General features: G+C 62.9%; 23 protein-coding genes. 13 read left to right on the top strand and 10 right to left on the bottom strand.

Annotated elements, in window-relative coordinates; all coding sequences use genetic code 11:
- The first annotated feature begins 3 nt into the window (after positions 1–3).
- Positions 4–2,076, top strand: coding sequence for a hypothetical protein (locus tag C7I87_RS04820; RefSeq protein ID WP_149903120.1), 2,073 nt, complete (start codon positions 4–6; stop codon positions 2,074–2,076).
- Between the two features lie 134 nt (positions 2,077–2,210).
- On the opposite strand, the gene clpS is transcribed toward C7I87_RS04820, so the two are convergent.
- From clpS to C7I87_RS04800, 4 genes are all read right to left on the bottom strand, one after another.
- Entirely contained in the window at positions 2,211–2,516 is a 306-nt protein-coding gene (clpS, locus tag C7I87_RS04815; RefSeq protein WP_149903119.1) for an ATP-dependent Clp protease adapter ClpS, read from the bottom strand.
- 130 nt (positions 2,517–2,646) lie between these two features.
- Positions 2,647–2,961, bottom strand: a complete 315-nt coding sequence (locus tag C7I87_RS04810; RefSeq protein WP_149903118.1) for a hypothetical protein — start codon at positions 2,959–2,961, stop codon at positions 2,647–2,649.
- A 162-nt stretch (positions 2,962–3,123) separates the two neighbouring features.
- Complete coding sequence (locus C7I87_RS04805) at positions 3,124–3,417, bottom strand: hypothetical protein (protein ID WP_149903117.1); 294 nt, start codon at positions 3,415–3,417, stop codon at positions 3,124–3,126.
- 36 nt (positions 3,418–3,453) lie between these two features.
- Positions 3,454–3,753 carry a hypothetical protein gene (locus tag C7I87_RS04800; RefSeq protein WP_015316050.1) on the bottom strand — a complete coding sequence of 100 codons (300 nt, stop codon included), beginning with the start codon at positions 3,751–3,753 and terminating at the stop codon, positions 3,454–3,456.
- 281 nt (positions 3,754–4,034) lie between these two features.
- Here C7I87_RS04800 and C7I87_RS04795 point away from each other — a divergent pair, with 281 nt between their 5' ends.
- Together C7I87_RS04795 and C7I87_RS04790 are read left to right on the top strand one after the other, a co-directional pair.
- Positions 4,035–4,751: a response regulator gene (locus C7I87_RS04795; protein ID WP_140758586.1), complete on the top strand. Its 717-nt coding sequence runs from the start codon at positions 4,035–4,037 to the stop codon at positions 4,749–4,751.
- On the top strand, positions 4,748–6,157 hold the full coding sequence (locus C7I87_RS04790) for an ATP-binding protein (protein WP_149903116.1): 1,410 nt from the start codon (positions 4,748–4,750) through the stop codon (positions 6,155–6,157). Before C7I87_RS04795 ends, C7I87_RS04790 begins: the two co-directional genes overlap by 4 nt.
- A gap of 23 nt (positions 6,158–6,180) precedes the next feature.
- On the opposite strand, the gene C7I87_RS04785 is transcribed toward C7I87_RS04790, so the two are convergent.
- From C7I87_RS04785 to C7I87_RS04770, 4 genes are all read right to left on the bottom strand, one after another.
- On the bottom strand, positions 6,181–6,459 hold the full coding sequence (locus C7I87_RS04785) for a hypothetical protein (RefSeq protein WP_149903115.1): 279 nt from the start codon (positions 6,457–6,459) through the stop codon (positions 6,181–6,183).
- Positions 6,460–6,517: 58 nt separating this feature from the next.
- Positions 6,518–7,699: a choline ABC transporter ATP-binding protein gene (gene choV, locus C7I87_RS04780; RefSeq protein WP_149903114.1), complete on the bottom strand. Its 1,182-nt coding sequence runs from the start codon at positions 7,697–7,699 to the stop codon at positions 6,518–6,520.
- Complete coding sequence (gene choW, locus C7I87_RS04775; protein WP_149903113.1) at positions 7,696–8,550, bottom strand: choline ABC transporter permease subunit; 855 nt, start codon at positions 8,548–8,550, stop codon at positions 7,696–7,698. The genes choV and choW overlap by 4 nt, the downstream gene beginning before the upstream one ends.
- Before the next feature lie 133 nt (positions 8,551–8,683).
- Entirely contained in the window at positions 8,684–9,619 is a 936-nt protein-coding gene (locus tag C7I87_RS04770; RefSeq protein ID WP_149903112.1) for a choline ABC transporter substrate-binding protein, read from the bottom strand.
- 262 nt (positions 9,620–9,881) lie between these two features.
- Here C7I87_RS04770 and C7I87_RS04765 point away from each other — a divergent pair, with 262 nt between their 5' ends.
- The 9 genes from C7I87_RS04765 (at position 9,882) to C7I87_RS04725 (ending at position 20,682) form a co-directional block, all read left to right on the top strand.
- Positions 9,882–10,493 (top strand): thymidine kinase, encoded by a 612-nt coding sequence (locus tag C7I87_RS04765; RefSeq protein ID WP_149903111.1) that lies wholly within the window; start codon positions 9,882–9,884, stop codon positions 10,491–10,493.
- Positions 10,494–10,622: 129 nt separating this feature from the next.
- Positions 10,623–11,012: a c-type cytochrome gene (locus tag C7I87_RS04760; protein ID WP_149903110.1), complete on the top strand. Its 390-nt coding sequence runs from the start codon at positions 10,623–10,625 to the stop codon at positions 11,010–11,012.
- A gap of 318 nt (positions 11,013–11,330) precedes the next feature.
- Entirely contained in the window at positions 11,331–12,419 is a 1,089-nt protein-coding gene (locus C7I87_RS04755; RefSeq protein ID WP_149903109.1) for a hypothetical protein, read from the top strand.
- Positions 12,420–12,461: 42 nt separating this feature from the next.
- Positions 12,462–13,604, top strand: a complete 1,143-nt coding sequence (locus C7I87_RS04750; RefSeq protein ID WP_149903108.1) for a hypothetical protein — start codon at positions 12,462–12,464, stop codon at positions 13,602–13,604.
- Between the two features lie 24 nt (positions 13,605–13,628).
- Positions 13,629–15,539: an AAA family ATPase gene (locus tag C7I87_RS04745; RefSeq protein WP_149903107.1), complete on the top strand. Its 1,911-nt coding sequence runs from the start codon at positions 13,629–13,631 to the stop codon at positions 15,537–15,539.
- 101 nt (positions 15,540–15,640) lie between these two features.
- Complete coding sequence (locus C7I87_RS04740) at positions 15,641–16,057, top strand: endonuclease domain-containing protein (protein ID WP_149903106.1); 417 nt, start codon at positions 15,641–15,643, stop codon at positions 16,055–16,057.
- Positions 16,058–16,166: 109 nt separating this feature from the next.
- Positions 16,167–17,468, top strand: a complete 1,302-nt coding sequence (locus tag C7I87_RS04735; RefSeq protein WP_149903105.1) for a DUF6638 family protein — start codon at positions 16,167–16,169, stop codon at positions 17,466–17,468.
- A 103-nt stretch (positions 17,469–17,571) separates the two neighbouring features.
- The gene (locus tag C7I87_RS04730; RefSeq protein WP_149903104.1) at positions 17,572–18,690 is read left to right on the top strand and encodes a DUF2333 family protein; all 1,119 of its coding nucleotides are present in this window, start codon (positions 17,572–17,574) and stop codon (positions 18,688–18,690) included.
- 312 nt (positions 18,691–19,002) lie between these two features.
- Positions 19,003–20,682: a formate--tetrahydrofolate ligase gene (locus C7I87_RS04725; RefSeq protein WP_149903103.1), complete on the top strand. Its 1,680-nt coding sequence runs from the start codon at positions 19,003–19,005 to the stop codon at positions 20,680–20,682.
- A gap of 65 nt (positions 20,683–20,747) precedes the next feature.
- Here C7I87_RS04725 and C7I87_RS04720 read toward each other — a convergent pair whose 3' ends face one another.
- Positions 20,748–21,392: a cysteine hydrolase family protein gene (locus C7I87_RS04720; RefSeq protein ID WP_149903102.1), complete on the bottom strand. Its 645-nt coding sequence runs from the start codon at positions 21,390–21,392 to the stop codon at positions 20,748–20,750.
- A gap of 126 nt (positions 21,393–21,518) precedes the next feature.
- Here C7I87_RS04720 and C7I87_RS04715 point away from each other — a divergent pair, with 126 nt between their 5' ends.
- Positions 21,519–22,547 (top strand): helix-turn-helix domain-containing protein, encoded by a 1,029-nt coding sequence (locus tag C7I87_RS04715; protein ID WP_149903101.1) that lies wholly within the window; start codon positions 21,519–21,521, stop codon positions 22,545–22,547.
- On the opposite strand, the gene C7I87_RS04710 is transcribed toward C7I87_RS04715, so the two are convergent.
- Positions 22,534–23,091, bottom strand: coding sequence for a sugar O-acetyltransferase (locus tag C7I87_RS04710; RefSeq protein ID WP_149903100.1), 558 nt, complete (start codon positions 23,089–23,091; stop codon positions 22,534–22,536). The genes C7I87_RS04715 and C7I87_RS04710 overlap by 14 nt on opposite strands.
- Positions 23,092–23,256 lie beyond the last annotated feature (165 nt).

Raw genomic sequence — 23,256 nt, 5'->3', positions numbered from 1 at the left:
GGCATGAACTGGTCGATCTCCTTCGAACCGCTGATCTCCTGGCCGTTTCTGGTCCTGGTTCTGGTGCCGTTGGCATTGCTGGCACTCGTCGGCCTGTGGTTTCGCCAGCGCGGCGCGGTCCTGCGCTTCGTCGCCCTGCTGGCGCTCGCCGCCGCGCTCTTCAATCCGGTGTTCCTCAACGAGGAGCGCGAGCCGCTGAAGAGCGTCGTTGCCCTGATCGTCGACCGCAGCCAGAGCCAGGACATTGGCGACCGCACCAGGCAGACCGACGAGGCCGTGGCCGGACTGCAGCAGCGTCTTGGCCGCTTCAAGCAGTTCGACGTCCGCGTCGTCGAGGCCGGCAAGTCCGACGCCGCCGAGGAGCGTACCGAAACGCGGCTGTTCGGCGCGCTGGAAGGCGCCTTCCGCGACGTGCCGCCCACGCGCATTGGCGGCGCCATCATGATCACCGATGGCGAGGTGCATGACACGCCCTCGGGCGCGCCCGATTTCAACGCTCCGCTGCATGCCCTGATCACCGGCAACGACCACGAGAAGGACCGCCGCATCCGCTTCGAGAACGCGCCGCGTTTCGGCCTTGTCGGCAAGCCGCTCGATATGACTTACCGTGTCATCTCGACCGAAAACGAGGCTGGACCGGTCGATGTCAGGGTCTCGGTCAATGGCGAGCAAGTCGCGGTCGAGCATGCCACCGTCGGCCAGGCCATGCCGCTGCAAGTGACCATCCCGGGTGCTGGCCGCAACATCATCGAACTCGCCATCGACCGCGAGCCGGGCGAACTGACCGACACCAACAACCGCGCCATCGCGCTGGTCGACGGCATCCGCGAGAACCTGCGCGTGCTGCTCGTGTCGGGCGAACCGCATGCGGGCGAGCGCACCTGGCGCAATCTGTTGAAATCCGACGCCTCGGTCGATCTCGTCCATTTCACCATCCTGCGGCCGCCGGAGAAGCAGGACGGCACGCCGATCAACGAATTGTCGCTGATCGCCTTCCCGACCCGTGAGTTGTTCGTCGAGAAGATCAAGGATTTCGACCTCATCATCTTCGACCGCTACCAGCACCGCGACGTGCTGCCGATCCTCTATTACGACTACATCTCCGAGTATGTCGAAAAGGGCGGCGCGCTGCTGATCGCCGCCGGCCCCGAATATGCCGGCGAGGCTTCGATCGCGCGCACGCCGCTGATGTCGGCCCTGCCGGCCATGCCGACCGGCGAAGTGGTCGACAAGGCATTCTTTCCCCGCCTCACCGAACTCGGCCAGCGTCATCCGGTGACGCGCGGCCTCGACGGTTCGGCCACCGAGCCACCGCACTGGAGCCGCTGGTTCCGCACCATCGGCGTGCAGAACCCGCAAGGCGAAGTGGTGATGAAGGGCGCTGACAACCGGCCGCTGCTGCTGCTCGACCGCAAGGGCGAAGGCCGCGTCGGCATGCTTCTGTCCGACCAGGGCTGGCTGTGGGCGCGCGGCTTCGAGGGCGGCGGCCCGCATGTCCAGCTCTACCGGCGCATCGCCCACTGGCTGATGAAGGAGCCCGAGCTCGAGGAAGAGCGGCTGACCGCCGAGGGACGCGGTATGGTGCTGGAGATCCGTCGCCAGACGATGGCCGACGATCCCGGCACGGCGCAGATCATCACACCGTCCGGCAAGACGCTCACCGTCAAGCTCGACAAATCCGAACCCGGCGTCTTCCTCGGCAGCGTCCAGACCAGCGAGATCGGCCTCTTCCAGGTCGCCAATGGCGATCTCACCGCGCTTGCCCACGTCGGACCGGTCAACGCGCCGGAATTCGCCGACGTCGTCTCCACGCAGGAGCGGTTGAAGGCACCGGCTGAAGCCACCGGCGGCAGCGTGCGCCGGCTGGCCTCGTCCACGGCCAGCGACGTGACGCTGCCTTCCATCGTGCCGGTGCGTTCGTCCGGCGAAGCGTCGGGCAGCGACTGGATCGGCCTGCGCACCACCAACGACAGCGTGCTGAAGGCCGTGTCACGCGTACCGCTTTTCGGCGGCTTCCTCGGCCTCGGCCTGCTGCTTCTGGCAATGGGCTCGATGTGGTACCGCGAGGGACGGTAGAGCGGGACGCTCTTGCCTTCTCCACAAGGGGAGAAGGCAAGAGCGTCCGGCCCTGCCCTTCGCTATGGCTCCGGGCGTTCGTCGCTTTAATCGACAAATCGTTGTCGATTAATCGCCCTGCGGGCGACCGCTCCTCACTCCTCCGGTTCCGTCGTGAACAGCAGCGGGTAGCCCTTGGCCTTGCCGGCATCGGTGGCCCGCGTCGCCTTGGTCTCGGCGACATCCCTGGTGAAGACCGCGACCACGCAGACACCACGTTGGTGCGCGGTGATCATGACCCGGTGCGCCTGGTCCTCGCTGAGGTTGAACTCGCCCTTCAGCACCGTCACCACGAATTCGCGGGGCGTGAAATCGTCGTTGACGAGGATGACCTTGTAAAGCTTCGGCCGCTCGGTCTGCGGCTTGACTTTTACGCGCGGTTTTGTGGTGGTTTCAGGCATTCGAACCGACAGTTTCGCGATCAAACTCAAGTCCGCATTTTGCCACGGGCGGCAGCGATCGTCCATTTGCGGACCCGTCGGCGGCCAGGCCCGGTCCTTCACAATCATGTGGGAAATGGTCGGTCGCGGTTCAACGGCCCTGGCGGCCGAAGATGCGGCGAGTTGTGTCGGCATCCGCCCGGCGTTCCAGCCATGCCGCGATCGGCCATCCGGCAACGCAGATCAGCGTCACGCCGGCGAGCACGATCAAAAGCCAGGCCTGAACCGGCGTGATGTAATCCCAGTTGCTGGAAATCACCGGCGCGAACAGCGAGGGCTCGGTGCGCCCGCTTGCGGGGTCCGGCACGGGGCTGGCGGTGAGCAGAATCAGCACCCTGGCGACGCCGGTGGCAACCAGGCCGCCGATCACCATGGAGCGAAAAATGGACGAAAGCCGCTTCTTCATGCGGATTGTCCTACAGGGCCGGCATTGCAAACGGGTTAAGCACGATCGAGATGAGTGGCTGAAAAGCCGCCGGTGTTCAGCTCATCGATCATGCAGTTGGCAGAAGGCCGCCCCAGCCGGTTTGCGGCTGGAGCGGCCTTCTGGAACTTACCTCGAAGCTGATCAGGGCTTCTTCGGAGCGGCCTTCGCGGGGGCCATTTTCGCGGGAGCCATCTTCGCGGGGGCCTTCTTGACCGGGCACTTGTGCTTCTTGGTCACCTTGCAGACGGTCTTCTTGGCGACCTTCTTCGGAGCAGCCTTGGCCGGAGCGGTGGTCGTCGCGGCAGCAGCCGGAGCGGTGGTCGTGGTGGCAGCAGCCGGGGCAGCGGTCGTGGTGGTGGCTGCGTTGCCGAGAACCGGCATCGAGAAGGCGAGAGCGACGGCGAGACCAAGGGCGGACAGGATGGACTTGTTCATGGCTTCATTTCCTTTTTATGCGGGTCGTTTTGAGTGTCACTGAACCGGGTCGTTCGGTGTCACTCCAAGCAGCTTCAAAGCGTTGGCGAGCATCCGGATGCCCTGCGCCTGTTTCTTAGCGGCGCAGTACCGGTTGCCCTTTCTCTGAAGTGCCTTTGCCGCGGTGACCTGCGTTGCCGTGGCATGGGTTTCGAGGGCTTCATCAAATTGGTGGCTAAGATTGGCGCACCGTTCGCTCCGGGTGAGCGGCGCCTTTGCATCCGATTGGTCGACAGCGGCAGTGAGCAGGCCAAGGCCCAGCAAAACTCCCAACAAGCTGATCGACAATCTTGGCATTGGTTTATCCGTGAACCCGGAGACTAGCGTCGCAGCCGATAACCTGACCGCCACGGCACCGTTATGACGGCCTACCTTTTCAGGAGTTTTTCCCGATTGTAGAATTTTGTTTCTGGATTGTGTCTGGCCATGCCGAGGCCAGGCTGGCCGTGGCTTTCCATGTGGAGAAAGCCGAATTCATTCTCCCTTGAAAAGCAAGGCACTGGCCAACATATGGCCCGAATTCTATCGTGTGGCTCACCAGCCAAGAATGGCTTGGCCGGCAAACAGACAGGGCAGCTGTGAAATCCGATGCGCATATACTGATCGTCGACGACGACAAGGGCATCCGCGACCTGCTTCAGGAGTTCTTCCAGAAGCGGGGCCTGCACACCTCGGTTGCCGCCGATGGCACCGAGATGGAAGCCATCCTGCGCCGTTCGCAGGTGGACCTCATCGTCCTCGACGTGATGCTACCCGGCAGGAGCGGACTGGAACTGTGCCGCGATCTGCGCGCCCAGTATACGACGCCTATCATCATGCTGACCGCCGTCACCGAGACGACGGATCGTGTCGTCGGCCTCGAGATGGGCGCCGACGATTATGTGCCCAAACCCTTCGACCCGCGCGAATTGCTGGCCCGCATCCGCGCCGTGCTGCGGCGCAATGGTGCCGCCGAGCCGAAGCGGGCCACCACCAAGCAGATTTACCACTTCGCCGGCTGGACGATGGACTGCTCGCGGCGCCGGCTGACCGCGCCCGACGACGTCCGGGTCGAGCTGACCATGGCCGAGTTCAACCTCCTGCAGACCTTCGTCAAGAGCGCCCAGCGCGTGCTGACCCGTGACCAGCTCATCGAACTGTCCGGCGGCGACAGCGACTATTCCTTCGACCGCAGCATCGACATCCTGGTCAGCCGGCTGCGGCGCAAGATGGAAGACGATCCCAAGACACCCAAACTGATCCTCACCGTGCGCAGCGGCGGCTACCAGTTCCTGCCAGAGACGACCTCCGAATGAGACGTTTCCTGCCGCAGACCTTGCCTGTCTGGGTGCTGCTGATCGTCATTGCCGGCCTGCTGATCAGCCAGGTCGCGACGCTTTACATCGTGTCGCGCGACCGAGCCGCCGCCAATGACGTGGTCGACCTCTACCGCCTCAACGACCGCGCCTTCGCGCTGGTGCAGTTGATGAGTGGCGCCACGCCGGAAGAGCGCAAGGCGACCGCGGCGGGCCTGTTCAACTCGACATACGCGCTCACGGTCTCGGACACGCCCGCCGTCACCTCCTCGATAGCCGGCGACGACGAACTGGCCGAGCTCGAGGACATCCTTGTCGGCCGGCTGTCCAAATTCGGCATCACCGACGCGCGCGTGCGGCGCGATCCGGCGACGCGCGAGGCCGACGACGCCAGCGGTACCGTGTCCGGTCCCGATATCGGCCAGGTCGAGCGCGACCTTCTGGTGCTCGCCGCCGACTTCGCCCAGAGCGACAAGCTGACGGCCTCGCTGCGCTTCGCCGACGGCCAATGGCTGAACTTCACCGAGCCGATCACCCCCGTCGGCCCGATCCTGAGCGTCGACAGCCTGCCGCTCTATTCGCTGATCGCCGGGCTGGTGGTCATCATGTCGATCTGGTCGCTGCGCCGGCTGACCGCGCCCTACCGGATGATGGAAACCGCCGTCAACCGGATCGGCAATGACCTCAAGAGCCCGCCCATCGCCGAGAGCGGTAGCCGGGAGGTGCGCGCCGCCGCCAAGGCGATCAACGCCATGCAGGCGAGGCTGCGCGAATATGTCGAGGATCGCGAGCACCTGGCGGCAGCCCTGGCGCACGACCTGCGCACGCCGATGACCAGGATGCGCCTGCGCCTGGAGCTGTTGCGCAGATCGCCGGCGCGCCAGGCGCTCGCCCACGATCTCGCCGACATCGAAAGCATCGCGAGCTCCGTGATAGACTTCGCCAAATTCGAGGTCACGGAAGAGAAGGCCGAGCGGATCGATTTCTGGTCCCTCGTGGAATCGGTCGCCGACAGCTACGAGACCGTCTCCTTCGACAATGACGACATCCGCCCGCGCGGCCTGATCTGCATGGCGCGTCCGGTAGCGCTCAAGCGCTGCGTCACCAATCTGGTGCAGAACGCCGTCACCTACGGCAAGAAGGCGCATCTCAGCCTCAGCCGCTCGGACGACACGATCACGCTCGCCATCCGCGACGAGGGGCCGGGCATACCCCAGGCCCAGATCGACGCCGTGTTCGGCTCCTTCGTGCGCCTCGAACACTCCCGCAACCGCCAGACCGGTGGGCTCGGGCTTGGGCTGACCATCGCCCGCAACATCGCGCGTGCGGCGGGCGGCGAAGTCCGCCTATCCAATCATTCGGACGGCGGCCTGCTGACGGAATTGCGCCTGCCGCTGGCAGCTTGAGGCTGATCAGGCGGTCCCGCACGTCAGCCAATTGCAATGATTTTCCAGGCCAGCAGAGCGATGATGACTGCCGCCGTGAGCAGCGTGGCCCAGCGGTGCCGCCCGAATACATGCAGGACGAGAACGGCCAGTGCCGCGATCGATGCGGCGAGAGCCCCTTCGACATAGAAGAGCTGTCCGTCGCCGACCGGTCCGCCGCTTGCGCCCCCGACACGGAAGAACTCCGCGATCGACCGGATCGCGATCACGATCAGCAACCCGAGCGCCACTTGCGCGGCGCGCGCTGTCGACAGCCGGTTCAAGATCCTTTTCAAAGCGCCTCCCGATGCGACCCGAAAGCCCTCGGTTGACGTTGCCTGCCTACCGCCGCAGCACCGCCGACAGCACATCCCTGATGCCGATCGCGCCGACGAAGCGCGACTGGTCGTCGAACAGCGCCACGGGTGCGGTCTGCGACCGGTGCATGGCCAGCATCACCGTCTTGAGCGACGTGCCGGGATTGGCCCAGAACACCTGCGCCAATTCCTCCGGCTGACCCTCGACATCGGCGCAGGACACCCACACGGCCGGCTTGCCGTCGCGCTCGGCCGCCGCCACCAGCCCGTGCTCGTCGATCTTGAAGCGCGTCGTCTTGCGCCGGTCGAGCCACACCCAGCCGTCCTTGCCTTGTTCGAGATCGCGGCGGTCGCGCATCACGTTCCACGCGGTCAGCACCGACAGCGGATTCACATTGGCGATGAAGTCGCGGACATAGTCGTTGGCGGGCCGCAGCACGATGTCTTCCGGGGCGCCGGTCTGGACGATGCGGCCGCCCTCCATGATGGTGATATGGCTGCCGATCTTCAGTGCTTCCTCGAGGTCGTGGCTGACGAAGATGATGGTCTTCTTCAGCTCCGCCTGCAGCTGCAGAAGCTCGTCCTGCAGCTTGGTGCGGATCAGCGGGTCGAGGGCCGAGAACGGCTCGTCCATCAACAGGATGGGCGCCTCGGTGGCGAAGGCACGCGCCAGGCCGACGCGCTGCTGCATCCCGCCCGAGAGCTCATGCGCGTATTTGTTCGACCATTGGTCGAGATTGACCAGCTTGAGCTGCCTATGCACCCGTTCCTTGCGCTCGGCATCCGGCACGCCGGCGAGTTCGAGGCCGAGGCCGACATTCTCCTCCACCGTGCGCCACGGCAGCAGGCCGAACTGCTGGAACACCATCGCCACCTGCTTCTGGCGCAGACGCCGCAGGGTCGGCTCATCGCAAGTGACGACATCGACCGTGCGGTCGCCGTCCTTGACCAGCACCTGGCCGCGCGACACGACGTTGAGCCGGTTGACCGCCCGAAGCAGAGTCGACTTGCCGGACCCCGACAGGCCCATCAGCACCGAGATTTCGCCTTCATTAACGGTGAGGCTGGCGCCGGCGCAGCCTAGAACATTGCCGGTCTTCTCGAGGATTTCGGCCCGGGTAGCGCCCTTGTCGATCATCGCCAGCGAGCCGGCCTGGTCGGCGCCGAAGACGATATCGACATTCCTGAAATCGACGGCGACGGTCATTTCTTGCCTCCAACGCCAATGCGGGTCATCCGGTCGAGCACGATGGCGAGCACGACGATGGCGAGACCGGCCTCAAGTCCAAGGTCGATGCGGCGCGAGCCCAGCGCCCGGTTGATTTCCGTGCCGAGCCCGCCGGCGCCGATCAGGGCAGCGAACACCACCATCGACAGCGACAGCATGATCGACTGCGTCAGGCCCGCCATGATGGTGGGCAGCGCCGAGGGCAGCTCGACCTTCCACAACAGCTGGCTCTTGGTGGCGCCGAAGGCCTCGCCGGCCTCGATGATCGACTTCGGCACCGAGACGACGCCGAGATGGGTGAGCCTGACCGCGGTCGGGATGACGAAGATGATGGTGACGATCAGGCCGGGCGCGTTGCCGAGGCCGAACAGCGTCAGCACCGGGATCAGGTAGACGAAGGTCGGCAGCGTCTGCATCAGGTCGAGCACCGGCAGCATGATGCGGTAGACCTTCGGCTTGTGCGCCGCCCAGATGCCGAGCGGCACGCCGATGGCCATCGCCATGGCGGCGGCCGCGACGACCAGCACCAGCGTCTGCACCGTCTGTTTCCACAGGTTCTGGTTGATGATGAAGATCAGGCCGAGGAAGACGCCGATGGCGAGCGGTCGCGAGCGCTGCAGCAGCCAGGCGATGACCGCTATGACCAGGGCGAGCAGCACCGGCGGCACCACAAGCAGGATGTTGACCAGCCCGTCGAGCAGGAAATTGAGGCCGTTGGAAAAAGCCCTGAAGATGGTGTCGAAATTGTCGGTGAGGAAGCCGAAGAACGCCTTTCCCCAGGCGCCGATCGGGATTTTGTGATCGACCATGAATTTGGAAATCGGATCCATCTCACCCCTCGTTTGCAGAGCTCTGCCTTCGGCCCCGTATTGTCGCAACGTCATCTTGTCACAGGATACGAAAAAGGGCAGCCTTTTCCACAATGGCTGCCCCTCTTTCGGTCATGCCGAAATCAAAGCCGGCTTAGCCTCCGAGCGCGGTCTTGACCGCCGCCGCCGCGTCGCCGCCGTCGAAGGTGGTCACGCCGGCGATCCAGGGCTTGACCGCGTCCGGGTTTTTCTTCAGCCAGTCGGTCGCCACCTTATTGGCATCGCTGCCCTTCAGGATGGCGTCCATCATCTGGCCTTCCATGTCCAGATTGAACTTCAGGTTGGCGATGAACTTGCCGACATTCGGGCACTCGGTCATGTAGCCCTTGCGCACATTGGTCGAGACGGTGGCCGCGCCGAAACCGCTGTCGCCCATGCCGTCGAGATAGGTGATCTTCATGGCGCCCATCACCGGATGCGGCGTCCAGCCGAGGAAGGCGATCCACTCATTGCTCTTCATCGACTGCTCGGCCTGCGTCAGCATGCCGGCCTCCGAGGATTCGACCAGCTCGAACCCGTCGAGATTGTCCTTCGGGTTCTTGATCATGTCGAGGATGATGCGATTGCCGTCATTGCCGGCCTCGATGCCGTAGATCTTGCCGTTGAACTTGTCCTTGAACTTGCCGAGGTCGGTCAGCGACTTGACGCCGGCATCCGCGACATAGGTCGGCACGACGATGCCGTAACCGGCGCCGGTCAGGTTCTGGCTGACGGTCTCGACCGAACCGTCGGCCGTGTAATCCTTGATGTCGTTGGTCATCGACGGCATCCAGTTGCCGAGGAAGACGTCTAGGTCCTTGTTCTTCAGCGACGCATAGGTCACCGGGACCGAGAGCTGGATCACCTGCGGCTCGTAGCCGAGGGCGGTGAGCAGCACCGAGGCCAGCCCGGTGGTGGCCTGGATGTCGGTCCAGCCGACATCGGAGAGGCGTACCGCCTTGCAGCTTGCCGGATCGCCGGCGAAGGCGACACTCGTAGACAGGAAAGCCGCCAAGCCTAGGCCGGCGACGAAGGAATTCATACGCGACATCTGTATTCTCCCATTTCGATTCTTTGGCGGAGCGAAGTTACGGTTTTTGTGCCCGCCTTGTTTCGTCAGCCAAACACCATTCTGGAGTGGTTTCAAGCGCTAAGGCAATCACGATCAACGGCGCTGGGTGGCCAATCAGCGACACCGCCGGCGCTTTCCGTGCCGCGCCTGAGCGCAATCTGCCTCGGCAATGGCGGCTTTTTCAGGGGAATGCGGCGGCGCCCCCTCCCCGCGCGGCGGCAAGTCGGCTTAAAAGGGCGGCATGGCCAAGCTTTACTTCCACTATGCGACGATGAACGCCGGCAAGACGACCATGCTGTTGCAGGCGTCCTACAATTACCGGGAGCGCGGCATGGAGACGATGCTGTTCGTCGCCGGCCACTATCGCAAGGGCGACAGCGGTTTGATCTCGTCGCGCATCGGGCTCGAAGCCGAGGCCGAGATGTTCCGCGACGGCGACGACCTGTTCGCCCGCGTTGCCGAGCATCACCAGCATACGGCGGTACATTGCATCTTCGTCGACGAGGCGCAGTTCCTGGAAGAGGAACAGGTCTGGCAGCTTGCCCGTATCGCCGACCGGCTCAACATCCCGGTGATGTGCTACGGGCTGCGCACCGATTTCCAGGGCAAGCTGTTTCCCGGCTCACAGGCCCTGCTGGCGATCGCCGACGATTTGCGCGAGGTGCGCACCATCTGTCGCTGCGGCCGCAAGGCAACCATGGTCGTGCGTCTCGGTCCCGACGGCAAGGTGGCCCGGCAGGGCGAACAGGTGGCGATCGGCAAGGACGTCTATGTCTCGCTCTGCCGCCGTCATTGGGAAGAGGAAATGGGGCGCGCGGCACCCGACGACTTCATCGGCTTTGTCAGCGGTTGAAACGAAGGCCGCTGAACGTCGGCATCGGGGAGCCGCTGCCACCTCTTGCCGTCACGCCATTCCAAGTTGCCTTTGTCAAGGTCAGCGCCCTATTTTCCGCCCTCAGCCAGTGCTTTTCCGGAGTCAGCCATGCTTCGAGCCGTCTTGTCCGCCAGCCTTCTTTTGCTTGCCACTTCCGTTGCCACCCAAGCCGGGGGCGATCCTGTGCTAGGCAAACATGTTTTCAACCGTTGCACGGCCTGCCATGAGGCGGCGACCGACCGCGACAAGGTCGGCCCGCATCTGATGGGCGTCGTCGGCCGCACGGCGGGGACGGCCGAGAGCTTCCTCGGCTATTATTCGGACGCCATGAAGAGCGCGGGGGCTGCCGGTCTCGTCTGGGACGAGGCAAATCTTGCCGAATACCTCAGATCGCCCAAGCTGAAGGTGCCCGGCAACAGGATGGCCTTTGGCGGCCTTGGCAATGACGACGACATCGCCAATGTCATCGCCTATCTCAAGGCCGATCCCAAGCCTTGAGCAGACGCCGTTCGTCGAAAGACAGCCAGTTTGCGCACCCTGTCGGGGCTGCAAATGGTCAGTTGTTGTCGGCTTTCAGAGCCATCCGCTTCGGCGTGGACTGATTGCTTTGCCGGCATGAAAGTTCAAAATCAGCTGAACCAGGCTTGGCCGGCCAATTGATCACGCCATGACCACGGCTGCATTGCCTTTCAAGGGTTTCGGCCGGATATTTGTTTTCGCGCTGTCCTTGTCTTCACGTCTTTCAATCCCCTGATACCCCACATATATTCGCCGCTGTTCGCGATCAGCGACCTGATGTCGAAGCGGGAGGCCCTTATGGCGACATTGCAGAATTTCGATGCCGAAATTGCCAAGACCAAGCAGGTCGTGCAGGACATGCGCACCAGGATCGAGCAATCCGGCACGGTGCTCGACACACTCGCCACCGCCGACAAGAAGATCGGCGACGCCAATTTCGACATCGAGAACGCCCGCATCGAGGATGTGCTGAAGCAGCAGAAGGTGATGGAAGGCAACATCGCCGACCTGATCATCGGCCTCGAGGACGCCACCAATGTCTTCGGCGCCGAGTTCGAGAGCATGAAAAACTACACAGGCTGGGAAAACTTCGTCGGCGTTTTTTCGGCGCAGCGCAAGCAGCGCATGCGCACCGACCGCGTGCGCAACATGTCGCTCGCCGGCAATTTGCAGGAACTGCTGGCCAAGTCCGACACCATCGTCGGCATATTGAAGGCGCAGAAGGAAGTTCTCGACCAGCGCTACAAGACCTCCGAGGCCAGCCTGTCGCAGGTTATCGAACGCCGCAAGACCACCATGACCAACCTCGAAACCGTGCAGAAGCGCATCGAGGAGCTCAATCCGATGCTGCTCGACATCGAGAACAAGATCGCCGCCTCGACCAGCCAGAAGGACCGCACGCAGCTCGAAGGCGAGCGCTCCAAGCTCGCCACGGAATACAATGAAAAGCAGGCCAAGGAACAGGAATTGCTGGCCGAGAGCCAGACGCTGGAACGCTACACCTCGATGTTCCAGACCTTCGTCGATTCACTCAACAACCAGATCGCCGCCCAGTCGACGCTGATCAACAAGCTGACCATCGATACCGAACAGCGCATCGTGCTCTACAAGGCTTTGGAAGATTCCTTGAAGACCGCCGCGCAGCAGGACGTCGCCCACAAGATCAACACGCTGGGCAGCCAAGTCGACAACACGGCCGAGGAAACCATGGCCGGCATCGGCGCCGCCTCGCAGAAGCACATCGGCGACCTCTTGGAGATGCACGAGAAGAACATGGTGGCCAGCGCCGACATCCAGCGCCGCAAGAAGCTGGCCGACGACGCCTTCGCCCGCCGTTTCGACGAGGTGCTGAAGAAGCACAATTCAGCCAACTACGTGCAGTCATAATTGGGCCGCACGGACCGGTGCGGCAATCCCAGGGCTGACAGCATGACCCCCGAAAACGACGCGGCGGCGCGGTATTTCTCGGCAATCACGGCCGCGCTCAGCGGCCTCGAAGTGTTCATGCGCGACGACCGCTCGCCGCTTTACCGGCACGGCATCGTCGCCAAGATCGTTGCCGAATACATCGCCCGGCTCGACAAGTCCTTTTCCTGCTGGCGCAACCGGCTGGGCTTCATGGACACGTTCCGCATTTCGCGCGCCGAAAGCGGCTACCCGGTGTTCCAGAACCTGCTCGAACTGGAAAACGACCGCCGCCAGGCCGACAGCCGGCTCGCCAACATTCCCCAGGCCGGCGAACTGCGCGAGGAGATGGCCGACTTCATCCTGCGCCACAAGGAGTTTCCCGAGGCGCTGCAGAAATCGATGGCCGAGCGGCTCTATCTCGAGGACGTCAAGAGCGAGCAGACCTTCGGTCCGTTCACACTGGCGCAGACCGCCAAGGTGTCGGTCAATCCGAACACGGCGCGGCCCTACTACCTCGTTCACTGGGCAACCTTCGACGGCAGCGCCAACCTGCCCCTGGTCTACATGGTGACGGTGGAGGATTCCTCGGAAAGCATGATCCGGCAGCTTGTCGACAATGGCAGACTGAACGACAAGGTCGACATTCCCCTGCCCGTCAACGGCCTGCTCAATCCCGAGCTCGCCCACCGTTTCGACGATTTCACCGAGAAGAACTCGGCCTACACGCTCTCGCCGGCGACGATCGCCGTCAACGTCGACAAGGATTTCCCCGACCTTCACCCCAAGCAGCTGCGCCGCGTGGTGCTCGGTCCCTTCTATTCGGCAGGCATCACAGAAAACAATTCCGTTGTCGCCGAGGTGCTGGCCAAGGTGCGCAAGCCCGAAAACGCCTGGCTTTTGACCTGGACCATCCAGGAGGTCTATTCGAAGGGCGAAAAACCCGGTCGCAAGGGCCTGTGGTCGAGCGAACCGTCGTCGGAGGAATTCTTCATCAATACCGACGACCTGGAAGCCGCGCGACAGGGCGTGTCGAGCTACGAGAATCACGCGCTCATTCCGCACGAAGCCTACCAGGCCCTCTACGCCGCCGGCGAGGCGCAAAAGATATTCGCCGGCTACAAGGTTCACGTCCTGTCCAACGGACAGGTCATCTCGGACGTCTGACCGTCACACCACGGAGCATCCTTCATGGACACCGGCCTGACCACCATCCCGGAAGCGGCGATCGAGAAGCACCGCGCCACCGCGCAGAGTTTTATCACCCGCATCGTCGTGCTGGAGGATCCGTCGCGGGAATCCGGCACGACCTTGGCCGGCACCAACCGCCGCTTCGTCTCCACCGTCTCGGTCGGCTCAGTGCGCCGCACCCGCGAGGTCGAGTTGACGAAGACCGTCGGCGCCGTCCATCCCGACGACCAGTTGCTCACCATCCCGCAGCACATGCTTCTGTTCCGCGCCCGGCGCGGCACGGCGATTGCGCTGGCCGTATCGGATGTCTTTGCCGAAGGCTCCGACCTCGAAAGCCTGCAGGCGCGCAACGCCCGCGCCCCGCTCGAAGGCGACGATGCCGCCACCTTCAAGAAGCTTCTGTCAGCCTCCGCTTACATTTCCGCCTTCAGCCTGTCGTCCTATCTCTTCCAGCTGATCGACAGCGATGGCGAGGCGCCCAACGATACACCCGAGCCCGATTTCCTGTTCGACACGCCGCAGGACGCGGTGAAGTCGATCCTTGCCGGCCTGGACAAGGCAATTGCCGGTGCTTCGGATGACGCCGACCTAATGACCCGCGCCCGCGCCTTTGCCCGCGTCGCCATCGACGGCCTGCTCGCGCGCAAGGATCGCTTCGACGGCATCGGCCCGTTCGAGAACGCCCATATCCGCATCGATGCCGACGACTTCACCCTCGACGGCTTCGATGTCGCGCCGGGCAAGCGCTCGAAGCCGCTGGTGATGACCTTCAAGACGCCGGAAGAGGTCGTTGGCAACCACATCGCCAAATACCAGTCGGTCAAGCTCGCCAAGATGCTGATGGCCTACGACTTCGAGCGCGAGCTGAACCCGTTCGTCGAACTTGGCGGCTTCCTGTTCACCTTCATCGGCGACGGTGCGCCCGGTACCGGCAAGACGACGCTGATCCAGATGATCGCCGGCCTCGTCAACGGCTATTGCCAGGTCGCCGGCTATCCCTTCGCCTATGAGAATTTCGGCGTCGACCAGATTTCTTCCTACCAGGGCAAGTCGGGCCAGAACTGCCGCCAGTTCATCAACAATGTCTTGAATCCGCGCGTCATCGGCTTCGGCACCATCGACGACATCGACCAGGTGGCGGCGCGGCGCTCCGACGACCGCGCCTCGGCCGGCCAGCAGGAGATCACCGGCGTCCTGATGGATGCCTTTGCCGGTGCCGCCACCGTGGTGCGCGGCAATTGCTCGTTCGGCATGTTTTCCAACTATCCCGAGAATGTCGACGACGCGCTGCGCCAGCGCGCCGGCGCCCGCTGGCTGGTCGACGGGCCGCAGACGCGAGACGACTATATCGACATTTTCGTGCTGCTTGCCGGCAAGAACCACGAGATCCCTCTGGGCAAGCACGAACTCTACGCCGCGCAGGAAATCCAGCGCGCCGTGACCGAAGCCTATGAGGAGCATGAAAAGCCGCAAGAGGACGGGCTGATGCGGGTCTATGAGCGCTACATGAAGGAGAATGGCGCGCCCAAGACCATGGCCGACATCGGCACCTACCTGCACTTGATCAAGGACGCCGAACCGCGCTTCACCGGCCGCGCCATCAAGAACGTCACCGACGCCATCAAGATGCGCGCCATGGACATCGAGCTTCCCGACGATTGGTTCGAAAAGCCGGAAGCCTTCATGCACAAGAGCTACGACGACAAGAAAGCGATGATCGAGGAATTGCGCGGCCCGTTTTCGATGGACATGGTCATGCAGGAGATCAATCGCTACGCCGATTCCGAGTTCCGCTATTCCGACAAATCAGATGATGCGGCGGTGGAGAAGCTGCTCCGTGACGCCAGGCTGCGCGAGAGGGCAACGCGCGAGATGGAGGAGATGAAGAAGAAGGGCCTGTGGAATGCGTGAATTTCCTTCGTTGCCCGCGGGTGTTGAAAAGTGTGGCTCCAACGCTGACGCCCCCCTCTCCCCGTCCTTCACGGGGAGAGGGTAAGGGTGAGGGGCAGCGCATGCGTGGACCGGAAATCACGACGACCAAAAGGGCAAGACGTCTGCGGCAATCGGATAATGATGCCGAAGGCGCACTTTGGATGGAATTGCGCGACCGCAGACTAAATGGCCACAAATTCGTTCGACAGGTTCCGATAGGCAGCTACTTTGCTGATTTTGCCTGCAGGGAATGCCGCCTGGTTGTCGAAGTGGACGGGAGTCAACACGCAGGCAACAAATATGATCAGGTCCGTGATCAATTCATGATTTCAAGTGGTTGGTCTGTGCTCCGCTTTTGGAACGTCGACGTATTAAAGGAACGGGACGCGGTGCTCGAAACAATATTGGCGGCTATCGAGCGGCGTCTCGATCGCCATGTCGAAACGAATGATCTTCGATTTCTCGCCGCCGAAGGCTATGGGGAGACGTATTCTTGACCGTCAGCGCCGCCCCTCACCCTTACCCTCTCCCCGTGAAGAACGGGGAGAGGGGGGCGTCAGCGTTAGCGCTTCGCCTTGTCAGGCAAAACCCTTCGGACTCTTCGACATGACCGCCCGCAAACCCGACCTCCTGCGCGACAACGAACTCATCTATGGCCGGCTGCTGACGATCGATGAGCCGCATCTCATCCAGCGCTACAACAAGGCGCTGGCCGCTTTCGGCAAGAAGCCCACCAAACTGACGACCTTCCAGATCGACCGTACCGGTTTTTCGCCCGAAGTGGCCGAGGAGTGTGGCGACTACGACTATCTCGATCCCAACGAGGTCAACCGCCGTTTCATCATCCTGACACCGTCGCAGATCGACCTGCCGGTGGTGCACACCGCCTTCTCCAACACCTCGCAGCTTATGTTCGAGTTCATGACCAGGAACCAGCGCGCCATCGACGCGCTGACCATCAAGGACGTCATCTACGGCGAGATCGAGGACTCCGTTCCCAAGGTCAACGACATCGAGGACCTGCTGTCGATCAGCCAGGTCGAGTTCAAGGTGCTGTCGGCGGAGGACGTGCTGGGCAAGGCCGCTGAACTCGGCAAGCTCGTCGACCGCCTGAAGCAGGAGCCTGACGCCTGGCGCGACAATGCCATGCTGACCCGCATGGTCGAGCTCGCCAAGGTCTGCGGCGATATCCGCGAGAACGCGCTGGTGCCGGACCAGGTGATCTTCCGTCACAACGCCTACTGGACCAGCCATTTCGGCGGGCTCTACGTGTTCGTCGATCCCGACATGACGACGGTGATCAGCGATCCGGCCGCCCCCGGCTTCCGCCGCTCGCGACCCTGGCAGGTGAGCTATCTCTCGATCAAGGACGCCGACAAGGTGTTCAAATTCCTGGCCGCCACCGGCCGCATCGAACTGCCGCGCGCCTCCTGGATCGAGGCCTCTGGCTATCTCGAGCACCGCGCCGAAATGGTGGTGCGCGCGCTGATCCGCGACGCAGAGCCGAACCGCAATTTGACCGATGTCGACAAGGTCTGGCTGCAGACCTGGATCCAGAGCCATGCCGACCTGATTACGAAGGACGGCAATTTCCCCTTCCTCAACGCCGCCAAGCGCGAGATCGCCCAGCTCGGCCACCTCAAGATCGAGGATGTCTTGCCGCGGCAGCGCTTCCTGGTGATACGCGCCAGGCCGGATCATCCCGACGCCTGGCTGACCAACCGGCTGATCTCGGATTTCGTGCCGTCGGACTTCGTCTCGCGCTACATCTTCAACAAGGACGGCTTCTACAAGGACTATGACGGCTTCAGCGACGCCTGGCGATCGCATGTTGTGGACGTTCTGAAAACCACATATCTGAAGGACAAGGTGGCGTTTCGCACACGCCTCTATGGCCTGACCGACTAGAACGAAATGAACCGTCATTCCGTTCTAATTTGTTGTTTTGGTGCATGATGTTATCCAAAAAGTCCGCAACTTTTTGGCATCATGTTGAGGGGGTGACATCGCCATGCTCGATCCGATCGTGAACTTCTTCACCCGCATTTTCCAGTGGATCGGCCGCGGCATCGGCCTTGTGATCGGCGTCATCCTGTGGCCGTTCATGTGGGCCGGGCGCTGGTACACGCAGCGCGGCTGGATCCTGAAGGCGGTGGTTGGCCTGGCTTTGCTGGTGCTTATCGGCCTTTACGCCAATTTCTTCTACGCCACCCAGTGGTGGAGCAATTTCAACCCGAGCTATCCCGACACATACAGCTTCGAAAAGCGCAACATCTCCGCGGGCGAGCAGGTCGCCGCGGGCGCCGGCACCGACACGGCCAGGACCTGCGGCAACTCCGGTATCGCCCAGATTGCTGCAGACCTGATCGATTTCAACGTCAACCAGAACGCCTGGGTCTCGTCGATGGTCCTTTACAAGCTCGGCCTGTTCGGCATCGACTGGGACGACACGCCATGGATGGACAACAAGGCTTCGTTCCAGCGCGGCATCAATCAGGCGGTGCGGCGCACAGCCACCGAGCTTGCCGACAACCTCGGCCGTGTGCGCACCACCTCGCAGATCGATACCAATCTCCAGGATGCTCGTGGCCAGCTGCAGTACGACGAGTCCATCTGGTATATCAGCCGCAACGGCATGACCGCGACGACGCCCAGCATGTATCGGCGCGCGATGAGCAATCTGCGCTCTTTCAACGCTCGCCTCGCCACCTGCCAGGCGACTTTCGATGCGCGCGCGGACAATCTGAAGCAATATATCGATCGCATCGCCAGCGACATCGGTTCGACCTCGGCCATCCTCAAGGAACGCGCCGAAAACCATAACAATGGCTGGTTCGACTTCCGTGCCGACGACCGCTACTGGTTCGCCTATGGCCAGCTCTATGGCTATTACGGCCTGATGAAGGGCGCCCAAGCCGACTTCGAGGACGTCCTCAAGGAAAAGCACCTGCAGAGCCTTTGGGATACGATGGACGCGCAATTCGTGTCGGCCCTGCGCATCCAGCCCTTCATCATCGCCAACGGCCGCGAGGACGGCTGGCTGCTGCCGACGCACCTGACGACGATGGGCTTTTACGTGCTTCGGGTACGCTCCAACATGGTCGAAATCAGCAACGTGCTGACGCAGTAGCGCTGTTCTGTGGCAACCCAAGCGATGGCGGATTTGCGTCGTCGCGTCTGTCGCATTCCGTGCATTGTGCGGCTGTTTTGAGACGGCGGAAGCGCCGCTGCTCTGGCTTCTATACGGCGCGGCAAGCGGAGCCATAAAGAACCGGGAATAGGTCGGCCCGCCGCAGAGGAATTTTCTCTATAGGAAACATAGTTGCATGAAAGTTGACGCAACCGCAGCGACAGGGTTAGATGCCCGCGCGTCCGGTTCCAGCCTTCTTGCGAATGACATCAACACCGTCCCCTCCACCGTCCAATCCAGAGGAAAGCCGTCATGGCCGAAGTGAAGTCCGACATCGAGATCGCGCGTGGCGCCAAGAAAAAACAGATCCAGGAGATCGGCCAGAAGATCGGCATCCCGACCGAACATCTGCTGCCCTACGGCCATGACAAGGCCAAGATCTCAGCCGAGTTCATCAAATCGGTGAAGGGCAACAAGGACGGCAAGCTGATCCTGGTCACCGCCATCAACCCGACCCCGGCCGGCGAAGGCAAGACCACCACCACTGTCGGCCTCGGCGACGGTCTCAACCGCATCGGCAAGAAGGCGATCGTCTGCATTCGCGAAGCTTCGCTTGGCCCGAATTTCGGCGTCAAGGGCGGTGCCGCCGGTGGCGGTTACGCGCAGGTCGTGCCGATGGAGGACATGAACCTCCATTTCACCGGCGACTTCCACGCCATCACCACGGCACATAACCTGCTTTCGGCGCTGATCGACAACCACATCTATTGGGGCAACGAGCTCGGCATCGACACCCGCCGCGTCGTGTGGCGCCGCGTCATGGACATGAACGACCGGGCGCTGCGCGAAATCATCTGCTCGCTCGGCGGCGTCGCCAACGGTTTTCCACGCGAGGCCGGCTTCGACATCACCGTCGCCTCGGAAGTGATGGCCATCCTGTGTCTGTCCACCGACCTGAAGGACCTGGAAAAGCGCCTCGGCGACATCATCGTCGCCTATCGCCGTGACAAATCGCCGGTCTATGCCCGCGACCTCAAGGCCGACGGCGCCATGGCGGTGCTGTTGAAGGACGCCATGCAGCCCAATCTGGTGCAGACGCTGGAGAACAACCCCGCCTTCGTGCATGGCGGCCCGTTCGCCAACATCGCGCATGGCTGCAACTCGGTCGTCGCCACCACCACGGCGTTGAAGCTCGCCGACTACGTCGTCACCGAAGCCGGCTTCGGCGCCGACCTTGGCGCCGAGAAATTCTTCGACATCAAGTGCCGCAAGGCGGGCCTGAAGCCGGCGGCAGCCGTCATCGTCGCCACTGTGCGCGCCATGAAGATGAATGGCGGCGTCAAGAAGGAAGACCTCGGCAAGGAAAACATCGAAGCGGTGAAGAAGGGATGCGCCAACCTCGGCCGCCACATCGAGAACATCAGGCAGTTCGGCGTGCCGGCGGTGGTTGCCATCAACCATTTCTATTCCGACACCGACGCCGAAATCCAGGCGATGAAGGACTATGTCGCCTCGATGGGCGAAGAGGCGATCCTGTGCAAGCACTGGGCCAAGGGCTCGGCCGGCATCGAGGAGCTCGCCAACAAGGTGGTGGCGCTGGCCGAATCCGGCGCCTCGCAGTTCGCTCCGCTCTATCCCGACGCGATGCCGCTGTTCGAGAAGATCAATACCATCGTCCAGCGCATCTATCGCGGCTCGGAGGCGATCGCCGACAAGTCGGTGCGTGACCAGTTGCACGCCTGGGAGCAGGCCGGCTACGGCAACCTACCGGTGTGCATGGCCAAGACCCAGTACTCCTTCTCGACCGATCCGAACCTGCGCGGCGCACCGACCGGCCACACCGTGCCGGTGCGTGAGGTCAGGCTTTCGGCTGGCGCCGGCTTCGTCGTCATCATCTGCGGCGAGGTCATGACCATGCCCGGCCTGCCCAAGGCGCCATCGTCGGAAAAGATCTTCCTCAACGAGGCCGGCCAGATCGAAGGCCTGTTCTGATCCTTCGTCCCGACAATCAAAAGGGCGCCGCGACGATGCGGCGCCCTTTTTGTTTGCGGATCGTTCTACGCCGCGCTGCGCGCCAGCGCCCGCTGGTTGGATGAATAGATCGTATCGCGTTCAGGCAGAGTGCCTGTCCTCAGGCATTCGACCCATTCGGCGGTCTTCAGCACGGCCGCGAAGCGCGACTGCAAGATGATCGTGACCACGCGGTGGATCTCCTCGGCCGAGGCGTAGCCGGCGCTGTTGGCGTAAGGCACCGAGCCGGTCGCGTCGGACAGAAACTCGACCGCAAAGCCCATATGCACGGCATGGATGATGGTCGACAGGTCGCAATTGTGCGTCATGTAGCCGACTACCGTGATCGTATCGATGGCGTTGGCGCGCAGCCAGGCCTCGAGGTCGGTGCCGGTGAAGGCGCTCGGCAAATTCTTCTCGACATAGTGATCGCGACGACGCTTGGCGATCTCCGGATGCAGTTCGCCGCCATGGCTGCCCTTGGCGAAGATCGGTGAGGTCTCGGGCGCCATCTGCTTGACGACCACCACCTTGATGCCGGCAGCGGCGGCGGCATCCATGGCGCGCGCCACGTTGACCACGCTGTCGCGGAACGGCGGATGCTGGATAGCCAGATTGCCGCCGTCATAGTCGTTCTGGACGTCGATGACGACGAGCGCGCGGCGCGGCGCGGTGTTGGCTGGCTCGGACATGGTGTTTTCCTTTCGGGCTGGATGCGACCAGCCAAGGATAGGCTCTCTGCAATCTGGCAAAAGTGACCCGATTGACATCATTCGAAAGAATTGGGACAATCCGCATTCCCACTGGAAAATCGCCCCATGACCGCTCCTATCATTGCCGTGCTTGCCTTCGACGGCATCAGCCCGTTCCATCTCTCGGTGCCTTGCCTGGTGTTCGGCGCGGACCGCACCAGCCTTGGCCTGCCACGCTTCGATTTCCGCGTCTGCGGGATCGAGGAAGGTCTGATCCGGACCGATGCGGGGCTGAGCATCCTGGTCCCGCACGGGCTTGCCGCGCTCGAAGACGCCGATATCGTCATCATCCCGAGTTGGAAGGATCTCGAGGCGCCGCTGGCGAAACCGATCGAGGAAGCGCTCGGCCGTGCTCACCGGCGCGGCGCGCTGATCGTGGGCCTGTGTCTCGGCACCTTTGCCCTCGCCGCCGCCGGCCTGCTCTCGGCACGGAAGGCGACCACGCATTGGGCCTATACTGACCAGTTGCAGGCCCTTCATCCCGACATTTCAGTCGATCCCGACGTGCTCTACGTCGACGATGGCGACATCGTAACCTCCGCCGGCGTCGCCGCCGGGCTCGACTGCTGTCTGCACATCGTACGCGCCCGCTATGGCGCGGAGGCGGCACTGAGGCTCGCCCGGCACGTCGTGCTTTCGCCGCACCGGCAGGGCGGACAGGCGCAGTTCATCGAGCGCCCCGTGGCAAAAAGCGCCAATGCCGACCGTTTCACCCGGGCGCTCGACACGGTTCGCGCTACGCTTGGCGAAACGCACAGCCTCGACAGCGTCGCCGAGACCGCCGGCCTGACACGGCGCACCTTCACCCGCCGCTTCCAGAAATCGATCGGCACCAGTTTTGGCGATTGGCTGACAAGCCAGCGCATCGAACTGGCGCAGCGGTTGCTGGAAGCGACGGAGAAATCGATGGACATCGTCGCCTTCGAGGCCGGCTTCGGCAGCGCCACCTCGCTGCGCCAGCACTTTTCCGCGAGACTGAAAACGTCGCCGGCGCAGTATAGGCGCGAATTCTCAAGGCGGATTGACCAGGACGAGCGCATGGCGTCCGCCCTGTCGTATCGACAGCCTGTGGGAAGTGCGCTCAGCCCCGACTGACCACCCGCGCCGGATTGCCAACCACGGTGGTGTTCGCCGCCACGTCGCGGGTCACCACGGCCCCGGCGCCTACGATGGCGCCTTCGCCGATGCTGACGCCGCCAAGGATGACCGCGCTGCCGCCGATCCAGGCATTGTCGCCGATCGTGACCGGCCTGGCGATCTCCAGTCCCGCCTGCCGCCCTGCCGGCTCCTTGTGATGCTCGGCGCAATAAATCTGCACATTGGGGCCAAGCAGCGTCCCTTTGCCGATGCGCACCGGCGCGGTGTCGAGAATGGTGCAGCCGGCATTGAGAAAGACGCCGTCGCCGAGAAAGAGATTGAAGCCGTAGGCGCAATGAAACGGCGCCTCGATGCGGGCGCCCTCGCCCACGCCGCCCAGCAGTGTCCGCAGGGCCGGCCCGAGGTTCCCGCGTTGACGAGGCGGGAGCGTATTGTGTTCGAACACGGCATCCGCGGCCACGGCGCGCAACGCGCCAAGATCGTCATCCAGGCACATATACCATTCGCCGGCCGCCATTTTCGCACGTTCGCTCTGAACCATGGCAGTGCCTCCGTTTGACATCATTGCGAACAGCGCCGGGGCAACGACTAGGACCCGAACCCATAACCCAGGATACGCGGCCTTGCGGAATTGGCCAGCGTGCTATCACGGCTTTGATGGCAAGCGGCCATTCGCGATCCGCACCGGCAATGAAAATAGTTCAAG

Source organism: Mesorhizobium sp. SARCC-RB16n (genome assembly GCF_008520305.1).
GTDB lineage: Bacteria > Pseudomonadota > Alphaproteobacteria > Rhizobiales > Rhizobiaceae > Mesorhizobium.
Note: the sequence above shows the minus strand (reverse complement) of the source record. Positions and strands in the feature narration are given on the sequence as shown.